This is a genomic window from Streptosporangium sp. NPDC049248, assembly GCF_040678965.1.
Lineage (GTDB): Bacteria > Actinomycetota > Actinomycetes > Streptosporangiales > Streptosporangiaceae > Streptosporangium > Streptosporangium fukuiense.
The window spans coordinates 22,348-33,799 of record NZ_JBFAQY010000054.1; the positions used below are offsets into that span (position 1 = coordinate 22,348).

The 11,452-nt window shown below is 70.9% G+C and carries 3 protein-coding genes; 2 read left to right on the forward strand and 1 reads right to left on the reverse strand.

Annotation, left to right across the window (positions count from 1 at the left end; all coding sequences use genetic code 11):
• Positions 1-83 precede the first annotated feature (83 nt).
• Positions 84-1,010: a proline dehydrogenase family protein gene (locus tag AB0K21_RS43700; protein WP_343983573.1), complete on the forward strand. Its 927-nt coding sequence runs from the start codon at positions 84-86 to the stop codon at positions 1,008-1,010.
• Positions 1,010-2,635, forward strand: a complete 1,626-nt coding sequence (gene pruA, locus AB0K21_RS43705) for an L-glutamate gamma-semialdehyde dehydrogenase (RefSeq protein ID WP_364158925.1) — start codon at positions 1,010-1,012, stop codon at positions 2,633-2,635. The genes AB0K21_RS43700 and pruA overlap by 1 nt, the downstream gene beginning before the upstream one ends.
• Before the next feature lie 448 nt (positions 2,636-3,083).
• Here the strand turns inward: pruA and AB0K21_RS43710 are convergent, their stop codons facing one another.
• Positions 3,084-11,435, reverse strand: coding sequence for an amino acid adenylation domain-containing protein (locus AB0K21_RS43710; protein ID WP_364158928.1), 8,352 nt, complete (start codon positions 11,433-11,435; stop codon positions 3,084-3,086).
• Positions 11,436-11,452 lie beyond the last annotated feature (17 nt).

Here is an 11,452-nt window from a genome sequence, read left to right on the forward strand (position 1 = left end):
TGTACATGTGTATGAACACTCTTCCCGCCGGTCGTGGCAGATGCACATGACGGTCGGCCTGACCAGGGTTTTAGGGTGAAGACATGCTCGGTTCCCTCCTTCTCGGCGCGTCCCGGTTACCGCTGGTACGGCGCGCGGTCTCCGGCGTACCACTGACACGCAAGGTCGTCGACCGCTTCGTCGCGGGCGAGACGCCCCAGGACGCGGTCGAGGCGATCCGTCACCTCGCCGCCGCGGGCCTGGCCGTCAGCGTCGACCACCTGGGTGAGGAGACGAAGGACGCCGCCGCCGCCGCACAGACGGCCAGGGCGTACGCCACCCTGCTCAGCCCCCTGGGCGAGCTGGGGCTCGGCGACCGCGCCGAGGTCTCGGTGAAGCTCTCGGCGGTCGGTCAGGCGCTGGGCACCGACGGTGACAAGATCGCTTTGGAGAACGCGCGGCAGATCTGCGAGGCCGCCCGCGCCTGCGGGGCGAACGTGACCCTCGACATGGAGGACCACACCACCGTCGACTCCACGCTGGAGACGCTGCGGGCCCTGCGCGAGGACTTCCCCTCCGTCGGCGTCGCGGTGCAGTCCTACCTGTTCCGCAGCGAGGCCGACTGCCGCGACCTGGCGTATCGGGGCTCCCGGGTCCGCCTGGTCAAGGGCGCCTACGCCGAACCCGCCTCGGTGGCCCACCAGCACAAGAACGAGGTCGACCGGGCCTACGTGCGCTGCCTGCGCATTCTCATGTCGGGTGCCGGCTACCCGATGGTGGCGACGCACGACGACCGGCTGATCTCCATCACCGAGACGCTCGCCGACCGGTTCGGCCGCTCCCCCGGTGACTACGAGTACCAGATGCTCTACGGCATCAGGACGGACCGGCAGCAGGCGCTGGCGGGCGCCGGCCATGTCATGCGCGTCTACATCCCCTACGGCGACGACTGGTACGGCTACTTCATGCGCCGGCTGGCCGAGCGTCCGGCGAACATCGCCTTCTTTCTTCGTGCCCTTGGAGGCAAGTGATGGATGCCATCTCCGCAGTTCCCGCCCCGATCAACGAGCCGGTGCTCGGCTACGCGCCGGGCAGTGCCGAGCGCGCCGCGCTGGAGGACCGCGTCAAGGAGCTGGCCGGGGCCCAGCTGGATCTGACGATGACGATCGGCGGCGAGCAGCGGATGGGCGGCGGCGCCCCGATCGACGTGGTCCAGCCGCACAACCACGCCTCCGTGCTCGGCCGCACCGCCGACGCCACCGCCGGCGACGTGCGCGCGGCGATCGACGCCGCGCTGCGGGCGGCGCCCGCGTGGCGCGCCATGCCGTTCGACGAGCGGGCCGCGATCTTCCTGCGGGCCGCCGACCTGCTGGCCGGCCCCTACCGGCAGACGCTGAACGGCGCGACGATCCTGGGCCAGTCCAAGTCCGCGCAGCAGGCGGAGATCGACTCGGCCTGCGAGCTGATCGACTTCCTGCGCTTCAACGTGGACTTCGCCCGCAGGCTCCTCAGCGACCAGCCGATCTCGTCGCCCGGCGTGTGGAACCGGATGGAGTACCGGCCGCTGGAGGGCTTCGTCCTGGCGATCACCCCGTTCAACTTCACGGCCATCGCCGGGAACCTGCCGTCGGCGCCGGCCCTGATGGGCAACGTGGTCGTCTGGAAGCCCTCCCCCACCCAGCAGTTCGCCGCGCACTTCACCATGCGCCTGCTGGAGGAGGCCGGGCTTCCGCCGGGTGTCATCAACATGGTGACCGGCAACGGCGCCGCCGTCTCCGAGGTCGCGACGACCCACCCCGACCTGGCGGGCATCCACTTCACCGGCTCCACGGCGACCTTCCAGCACCTGTGGTCCACGGTCGGCGCCAACATCACCTCCTACCGGTCCTACCCCCGCCTGGTCGGCGAGACCGGCGGCAAGGACTTCGTGCTGGCCCACCCCTCCGCCGATCCCGGTGTGCTCACCACCGCGCTGGTCCGCGGCGCCTTCGAGTACCAGGGGCAGAAGTGCTCGGCCGCCTCCCGGGCCTACGTGCCGCGCTCGGTCTGGTCGGTGATCCGCGACGAACTGGTGGGCACGGCCGAGTCGCTGACCGTCGGCGACGTGGCCGCCGACCTGTCGACCTTCATGGGCGCGGTCATCGACGACCGGGCGTTCGCCAAGCACCGGGCCGCGATCGACCGGGCCCGCTCGCTCGACTCGATCAACGTGCTGACCGGCTCGTACGACGACTCGACCGGCTACTTCGTGCGGCCGACCATCCTGGAGTCGGCCGATCCCACCGACGAGATCTTCGTCAAGGAGTACTTCGGCCCGATCCTCGGCGTGCACGTCTACGACGACGCGGACTTCGAGGCGGTGCTCGACCAGATGGAGGGCGTCTCCCCGTACGCGCTGACCGGATCGGTCATCGCCCAGGACCGCTACGCGATCACCTCGGCGTCGGAGCGGCTGCGCTTCGCGGCGGGCAATTTCTACATCAACGACAAGCCGACCGGCGCGGTCGTCGGCCAGCAGCCCTTCGGCGGGGCCCGCGCCTCGGGCACCAACGACAAGGCCGGGTCGATGCTCAACCTGACCCGCTGGGTCAACGCCCGGACGATCAAGGAGACGTTCGTCCCGCCGACCGACCACCGCTACCCGCACATGGGCTGACATCCGGCGGGCTGGACGCGCCATCCCGGCGTCCGTCCGCCCTGGCGGCGAGTCGTTCCGGCCCGGCCCGCGCCCGACACGGATCCACGCCGACCTCGTACAGGTCGGCGTGGATCCGCGACGCACCGTGAACCCCACGCGCGAATTCTCTCCGTCAGCGCCCGCTCGGCACGGGCGCGCGGCCCGTCCCGGTTCGACTCGGCGCAGGGTGTTCTCGAGCACCTTGCCGTAGTCGTTCTTCGGGAGGGCGTCGCCGCCACCGGCCGCCGATGACGCCTCAGCCCGCGAGAGCGGCGAGCTCAAGCGCGCGGTCCGATGACGGCCGGCGGGGTGAGGGTCAGGAGACAGCGGGGCCGCCGTTCACCGGCCGTCGGCCCCGCACAGGAAGCAGGCACCGAGCCGGAGCGACGACGCGGGGCGGCCGGTGGGTGGCCGGCGATCACCTGGCTCAGCGTGGTTCGCCGCCGAGCCCGTCTCCGCGAAGCCGCTCGTCGATCAGCCTGCCGTATTCGCGCAGCGGCTCCGGGCTGAGCAGGCGCTGATGCGACGCGGCCACCGGGTGCAGCCGGATATCACCGCTCACGTACGACCCCCAGGTGTCCTTTGTCAGCGTGTACCGCGGATCCTCGTGCTCGGCCGCGATGATCAGCGTGTCCACGGCCACCACCTCGTGCCGGTACCGGCCCCCGATCCGGATGTTGTTGATCATGACACGGAACGAGGCGGCGAGCAGATCCTCATCGAGCGAGGCGAGTGCCGTGTTGCTGGAGCGCAGGATCCGCACGAACTCGTCGTGGCGCAGGGTGCGGTCCGCGTACTCAGCGGTGTCGATCTCGAACGCCCCGAGCATGTCGAGGTAGAGGCGCGAGATCTCCACCTCGGCCACCTTCTCGATGACGTCGTCGCCCAGTGGGCGCGCCGGGAACGCGTCGATCAGGATGAGCGATTCGACCCGCCGGCCGGACTGTTCCAGCCGGGCCGCCATCGCGTGCGCGACGACGCCCCCGAACGACCAGCCCAGCAGGCGGTAAGGCCCCTCCGGCCACACCTTGAGGATCCGGCTTACGTACTCGGCGGCCATCTCCTCGATCGAGGCGGGCAGTGATTCCCCGCCCCGCAGGCCGCGGGCCTGCAGGCCGTACACCGGAACCTCCGGGTCGATGTGCCACAGGAGCGACGCGTAGGGCCAGCTGAGACCGCTCCCGGGATGCACGCAGAAGAGCGGCGCGCGGCGGCCGGCGGCGCGGAGGGGAAGCAGGACGCCGAACGTCCGCTCCTGCGGATCCAGGGCGAGGCGTTGCGCCAGGCCCGCCACGGTCGGGGTCTCGAACAGCGCCCGGATCGGCACCTCAGCCCCCAGAACCGCGCGGATACGGCTGACCAGGCGGGTCGCCAGCAGCGAGTGCCCGCCCAGGTCGAAGAAGCCGTCGTCGACGCCGACCCGGGGCAGTTCCAGGACCTCGGCGTAGAGGCCGCAGAGCAGCTCTTCCTGCGGGGTCCGCGGACCGCGGCCGTCGGTGGTGGCGGGGAACTCCGGGTCGGGCAGGGCCCTGCGATCGAGCTTGCCGTTGACGGTCAACGGCAACCCCTCCAAAGCGACGACCACCGCCGGGACCAGGTAATCCGGCAGCAACCGCGCCACATACTCCCGCACCCCCGCCGAGTCACCCACCACATAAGCGACCAGACGCCCCTCACGCACCACCACCGCCGCGTCCCGCACCCCCTCATGACCACGCAACACGGCCTCGACCTCACCCGGCTCGACCCGGAACCCGCGCACCTTCACCTGCTCATCGGCACGACCCCGAAACTCCAGCTCACCATCGGCGTTCCACCGGGCCAGATCCCCCGTGCGATACATCCGCGACCCGGCGGGACCATAGGGATCGGCCACGAACCGCTCCGCGGTCAAACCCGGCCGATCCAGATAGCCCCGCGCCACCCCCGCACCCGACAGATACAACTCACCCACAACCCCCGGGACGACCGGGCGCAGGGCCGCGTCCAGCACGTGCAGCCCCATGCCGGCCATCGGGCCACCGATCGGCACACTGCTCCCCCCGAAATCGGCCGCGACCTTGTGACGGGCCGCGAAGGTCGTGGCCTCCGTCGGCCCGTACCCGTTCACCACCGTGATCGAGGGGTGGGCCTGCCGCACCCGCGCCACGGCCGACGGGGAGACCACATCCCCACCGGCCCACACCTGCGACACCCCGGCCAGCGCCTGCAGATGATGCTCGGCCACCACCGCCAACAACCCCGCCGTCAACCACACGGCGGTGATGTCGTGGTCGACCACCGCCCGCATCACCGCCGCGGTGTCAACCGCGTCCTCGGCCACCACCACCGTGCCGCCGCCCAGCAACGGCACCCACACCTCGTAGGTCGAGGCGTCGAACACCTGCGGCGAATGCCACAGCACCCGCTCATGACCGGCCGCGAAACACTCATCCGCCGCCAACGCCACAATGTCACCGTGCGTGACCAGCACACCCTTCGGCGCACCCGCCGACCCCGAGGTGTACATCACGTACGCGCCACCGGCCGGCCGCACCGGTACGGTGACCTTCGCCGCACCGCCCGACTCCGGCAGGGTCTCCAGCACCAGCACCGGGCGGCAGTCATCGATGATCGCCCGGCGGCGGGCCGACGGATACTCCGGATCCACCGGCACATACACCCCGCCGGCCTTGAGCACCCCCAGCATCGCCACGATCAGATCCGCGGAGCGCGGCATCAGCAGAACCACCCGCGACTCCGCCCGCACCCCGTGCTCGACCAGCCACCCGGCCAGACGATCCGACCACTCCCCCAACTCCTGGTAGGTCAGCTCGCGATCACCATGACGCACCGCCGGCCCGGCCGGGTCCTGCGCCGCCACCACCTGCGGCACCGTCGACACCGGCACCCGCCGCTCATTCACCGACCACCGCTCCAGGTCCTCCCGCTCGGCGTCGGTAAGGATCTCAGCCCGGCTGATCGGTGCGTCCGGGTCGGTGGTGACCGCCTCCAGCAACCGCACCCACCGAGCCATCAGCCCGTTCACCGTACCCACGTCGAACAGATCGGTGGCGAACTCCGCCCAGCCGACGATCCCCGCGGCGCCACCGTCCTGTTCGGCGCGTTCCAGCACGTTGACGGTCAGATCAACCCGCGACACCCCCGCGTGCGCCGGCTCGTCGGCCACCCGCACACCCGGCAACTCGAAGTCACCCATCGGTGCGTTCTGCAACGCGAACATCACCTGGAACAACGGGTGATGCGATGCGGAGCGCCGCGGGTTGAGCTCCTCCACCAAATACTCGAACGGCACATCCTGCTGCGCGTACGCCGCCAGATCCGACTCCCGTACCCGCTCGACCAGTTCAGCGAAGGACGGATCACCGGAGGTGTCGGTGCGCAACACCAGCGTGTTGACGAAGAACCCGACCAGATCGTCCAGCGCGTCATCGGTCCGCCCGGCGACCGGTGACCCCATCACGATGTCGGTACCCGCGCCGAGCCGGGTGAACAGCGCCGCCAACGCCGCCTGCAACACCATGAACACCGTCGCGCCCGTGCTCTGCGCGATCCGCAGGACTCGCTGCTGCAGCTCGGGGCTGATCTCGAACCGGACCGCGTCGCCACGGTACGACGCCACCGCCGGGCGTGGCCGGTCGGCCGGCAGTTCCAGGCACTCCGGCAACCCGGCCAGTCGCTGCCGCCAATAGCCCAGTTGCTCGCCGAACAGACTGCCGCCGTCGGTCTCGTCACCGAGCAGACGCCGCTGCCACAGCGTGTAGTCCACGTACTGCACCGCGAGCGGCTCCCACACCGGAGCCTCACCCGCGCTGCGCGCCACATACGCCGCCACCAGGTCACGGGTCAGCGGACCCGTCGACCAGCCATCGGCCGCGATGTGATGCAGCAGAACCAGCAGCACCACCTCCTCGGCACCGATCCGGAATACCTCGCCGCGAACGGGCACCTCGGTGGACAGGTCGAAGCCATGGCGGGCAGCCGCGTTGACGCGGTCGCTCACCTCGCCGGCGGCGACGTCCACCACCTGCCACGGCACCGAGGCCCTGGGCAGGACGACCTGCCGCGGCCGGCCGTCCACCGTGGAGAAGACGGTCCGCAGGGACTCGTGACGGGCCACCACGTCGTCCAATGCCTGGCGCAGGGCGTCGATGTCCACCTGGCCGGTCAGGCGCAGGGTCAACGGCATGTTGTAGGTCGCCGAACGGCCCTCCAACCGGTGCAGGAACCACAGCCGCTGCTGGGCGAACGACAACGGCAGGACATCGGGGCGGAGCTGGGGCACGAGCCGGTCCCGGGCCTGGCCGGCCGCCTCGATCCGCGCGGCCAGCCCGGCCACCGTCGGGGTCTCGAACAGCGCCCGGATCGGCACCTCCACCCCCAGCACGGTCCGGATACGGCTGACCAGACGCGTGGCCAGCAGCGAGTGCCCGCCCAGATCGAAGAAGCCGTCGTCCACACCCACTCGCGGGACGCCGAGTACCTCGGCGAACAGGCGGTTCAAGGTCTCCTCGGTGCCAGAGCGGGCGGCGCGGAACGTCCTGGACGTGAAGGCTGGGGCCGGCAGGGCCTTGTGGTCGAGCTTGCCGTTGGGGGTCAGCGGGATCGCGCCGATCGGCACCACCGCGGCCGGGACCATGTACTCGGGTAGCCGCTCGGCCAGATGATCACGCAGACCGGCCACGACCGCGTCCACGTTCCGGGCCGCCAAGGGTTCGTTCGCCGAGGTGTCCACCACTCGGCAGGTGCCGGTGAGCCGCGAGGTGTCCTCCGCGGCGAGCAGGACGGCGTCGAAACGATCCGGTCCTTCCGCCGCCCAGGTGGTCACGACCCGATACCCGTGCTCGGCGCCCCAGGCATGCACCTGTTCGGGGTCCACCCCGTCGCCGCTGAGGCGTGCGTTGGGCAAGCCGGTCACCCGTACCGGAAGGATCTCGACCTCGTCCAGAGAGGTGACGGCCGGCAGGTCGGCGACGTCGAGCGCGGCCACACCGGAGGAGTACAGGCTGACCTCGTACCGATGGCAGGTCAGCTCGTTGTGGTCCCTTCCCCGCTTGAGCCTGATCTCCGCGGAGAAACCGTTCTCGGCGGCCCACCGCTGGAACCAGCCCGGCTCCAGCAGCAGTTCCTTCTCCACCAGAACCGCGTGATCGACCGCCGCCTGGATCACCGCTGCCGAGGCGTGCGCAAGCCTGGCCCGCTGAACCTGCTCCTGCAGGAGCCGGAGGGTGCCGTGGCGGCGGACGTCGCCGACCACGATCCGGCCACCCGGGGCGAGCAGGCCGGCGAGCCGGCCGAGGACCCGGGCCAGATACGCCGCGGACGGGAAGTACTGCACCACCGAGTTGAGCACGATCGTGTCGAAGTGCTCGGTGGGCAGAGTGGTGACGTCATCGGCAGGCCGACAGGACAGGTGCACCTGCGGCCAGTCGGCGGTCAGAGCGGTCAGCCGCGCGATCGCCTGCGCCGAGAAGTCCGTGGCCCAGTACTCGCTCACCCGCGGCGCGATCCGAGACAGCAGCAGACCCGACCCCACCCCCACCTCAAGCACCCGCTCCGGAGCGTGGACCAGGATGTTACCGACCGCGTGATCGCGCCAGGCCCGCATCTCCTCCAGCGGGATCGCATCCCCGGTGATGCCGGAGTCCCAGCCGGTGAACTCGTCACCCCAGTCCACCCCCGACGACACGGCGGCATAAGCGGACTCGTAGATGTCACGCCACTCACCGACCTGTTCGCCCGCCGCGCCGTCCTCGACGTCATCGGTGGCCGGGACGACGTAACCCACCAGGCGGCGCTCGCCCGGCTGGTCCTCGCGCGCGATCACGACAGCGTCGGACACGGCCGGATGCTCCCGCAGCACGGCCTCGATCTCGCCCGGCTCGATCCGGAACCCGCGCACCTTCACCTGCTCATCGGCACGACCCCGGAACTCCAGCTCACCATCGGCGTTCCACCGGGCCAGATCCCCCGTGCGATACATCCGCGACCCGGCGGGACCATAGGGATCGGCCACGAACCGCTCCGCGGTCAAACCCGGCCGGTTGAGATAGCCCCGGGCCACCCCCGCACCGGCCGCGTACAACTCCCCCACCACACCCGGCGGCACCGGACGCAAACCCTCATCCAACACATACACCCGGGTGTCCAGCACCGGACGACCGATCGGGGCGACCTGGCCGCTGAGCGGACCGCTCATCGACACGCACACCGTCGACTCCGTCGGCCCGTAGGCGTTCACCACCGCGCGATCCCGCGACCAGCGCCCCGCCAGCTCCGGCGGGCAAGCCTCACCCGCCAGCACCACCACACCCAGCTCCGCGAGATCAGCCGGCGCGACCGTGGCCAGCACCGACGGCGGCATCGTCACGTGAGACACCCGGCCCGACACCAACGCCCCGCCAAGCTCCTCACCCACCAGCGCCCGGCCACCCGGCGGCACCACCAGCACCGCCCCCGACCCCAGCGCCATCACCAGCTCCCACACCCAGGCGTCGAAACTCGGAGAAGAGAACTGCAACACCCGCGACCCCGGCCCCACGCCCAGCCGCCGCGCCTGCGTCATCGCCAACGCCGCCAGCCCCCGATGCGAGACCACCACACCCTTCGGCACGCCGGTCGACCCCGAGGTGTAGATCACATACGCCGCCCGCGACACCATCCCACCCACCGGCGCCCCGGCCGGCGCGGCAGCGGGGCAGGCCGAGACATCCGGCAAACCATCCCGCAACACCACCACCGGAGCCGCGTCGGCCAGCATGAACTCCCGCCGCTCAACCGGATAACCCGGATCCACCGGCACGAACACCCCACCGGCCTTGGCCACCGCCAGCACAGCGACCACCAACTCCACCGACCGCGGCAACACCAACGCCACCCGCGACTCCACCCCGACGCCCTGCGTACCCAGCCAGTACGCCAGCCGATCCGACCACTCCTCCAGCTCGCCGTATGACAGCGACCGCTCCCCCGACTCGATCGCGGTGGCGGCCGGGTCATGACCGGCGACCAGGGCGGGCAGGTCCCGCGGCACCACCACCGCCTCCGGCGTCCGCGGCACCAGCCGGGCCCGTTCTCCCTCCGACAGCAGCTCCACCTCACCGATCCGCAGCCACGGGGCGGCCACCACCGCCTCCAGCAACCGCACCCACCGCCCCACCAGCGCATCCACCGTGTCCGGATCGAACGACTCCGTGGAGAACTCCACCGATCCCGCCACCCCGGCCGGGCCACCGCGCTCATCCGACGTCTCGGTGAGCGAGAAGAACAGGTCGAACCGGGCAGTGCCGGTACCGACGAAAACGGGTTCCACCCGCAGGCCGGGCAGGGCGAACGCCGATCGGGGCGTGTTCTGCAACACCAAGGCGACCTGGAACAACGGGTGGTAGGCGGTGGTGCGCTGCGGGTTCAGCACCTCCACCAGGTGCTCGAACGGCACATCCTGGTGGGCGTACGCCGAAAGACTGGTCTCGCGCACCCGCCCCAGCAGCTCGGCGAAGCTCGGATCGCCGCTGGTGTCGGTGCGCAACACCAGCGTGTTGACGAACAGCCCGACCAGATCCTCCAACGCCTCGTCGGTACGCCCGGCGATACCGCCGCCCAGCGGGATGTCGCTGCCTGCCCCCAGCCGGGTCAGCAACGCCGCCATCGCCGCCTGCAACACCATGAACACCGTCGCACCCGACCGCCGCGCCAAGCCGACCACCCCGGCATGCAGCCCGGCCGGTAGCCGGAAGGCCAGGTTCCCCCCGGCGTAGGAGGTCACCGCCGGACGCGGCCGGTCCACCGGCAGCTCCAGCCGCTCGGGCGATCCGGCCAAATGCTCGGTCCAGTACGCCAGCTGCCGCCCGAACCGGCTGGTGGGGTCGGCGTCGGCACCCAGCATCTCCCGCTGCCACAACGTGTAGTCGGCGTACTGGACCGGCAACGGCACCCACCGCGGGGCCTCACCCGCGCGGCGAGCGGCATAGGCCTGCACCAGATCCCGCGCCAACGGCGCCAACGACCACCCGTCACCCGCGATGTGGTGCATCAGGACGAGCAGCACCGACTCCCCGGGAGCGGTGACGAACAGGTCGGCACGCACCGGGATCTCCTTGTCGAGCGCGAAAGCGTACCGGGCGGCCTGGGCCAAGGCGGTATCCAGCTCATCGGGCACGACGGTGTGCACCTGCCAGCCGACGGAACTCTCGGCGTCCGGGAGAATCCGCTGCACCGGGCGGCCGTCCACCTCGGGGAAGACGGTGCGCAGCGACTCGTGCCGTGCCACCACGTCGTCCAGCGCGGCGCGGACCGCCGCCTGGTCCAGATCTCCGGTCAGCCTCAGCGCCAGCGGCATGTTGTACGTCGGCGACAAGCCCTCCAGCTTGTGCAGGAACCACAACCGCTGCTGCGCGAACGACAGGGGCAGGGGGGCGGGGCGTTCCCGGCGGGTCAGGGCCGGGCGGATCCGGCCGTCGCCGTGCTCGATGTGGCGTGCCAGGCCCGCCACGGTCGGGGTCTCGAACAGCGCCCGGATCGGCACCTCAGCCCCCAGAACCGCGCGGATACGGCTGACCAGGCGGGTCGCCAGCAGCGAGTGCCCGCCCAGGTCGAAGAAGCTGTCCTCCACCCCGACCTCGGCGAGGTCGAGCACATCGGCGAACAACCCGCACAGGACCTCCTCCCGCGCGGTCCGCGGACCGCGGCCGCCCGCAGTGGAGAACTCCGGGTCGGGCAGGGCCCTGCGATCGAGCTTGCCGTTGACGGTCAACGGCAACCCCTCCAAAGCGACGACCACCGCCGGGACCAGGTAAT

Coding starts and splice junctions, on each gene's coding strand:
- pruA (WP_364158925.1), top strand. CDS start 1,010: ATGGATGCCATCTCCGCAGTTCCCGCCCCGATCAACGAGCCGGTGCTC.
- AB0K21_RS43700 (WP_343983573.1), top strand. CDS start 84: ATGCTCGGTTCCCTCCTTCTCGGCGCGTCCCGGTTACCGCTGGTACGG.